This window comes from Adlercreutzia equolifaciens (genome assembly GCF_029076695.1).
Taxonomy (GTDB): domain Bacteria; phylum Actinomycetota; class Coriobacteriia; order Coriobacteriales; family Eggerthellaceae; genus Adlercreutzia; species Adlercreutzia equolifaciens_A.
In genome coordinates this window covers 1-296 of the sequence record NZ_JARFIK010000453.1, presented here as the reverse complement: position 1 = coordinate 296, position 296 = coordinate 1, and the positions used below count along the sequence as shown (strand labels likewise).

The 296-nt window shown below is 43.9% G+C and carries 1 protein-coding gene; it reads left to right on the top strand.

Features of this window, described 5'->3' with window-relative positions; translation table 11 throughout:
* On the top strand, positions 1-296 hold a 296-nt coding region (locus PZH32_RS13145), incomplete at both ends, for a GTP-binding protein (protein WP_275208697.1).

Genomic DNA, 296 nt, shown 5'->3' with positions numbered 1-296 from the left:
CTGGATGGAGATTGAAAAAGAAAGAGGTATTTCGGTTACTTCTTCTGTACTGCAGTTTAATTATGACGGATACTGTATCAATATTCTGGATACACCGGGACATCAGGACTTCTCGGAAGATACGTACCGTACATTGATGGCAGCAGATTCCGCAGTGATGGTCATTGACGCATCCAAGGGTGTCGAGGCGCAGACAAGAAAGCTGTTCAAAGTATGTACGATGCGCCATATCCCGATCTTCACATTCATTAACAAGATGGACCGTGAAGCAATGGATACATTTGGACTTCTTGATG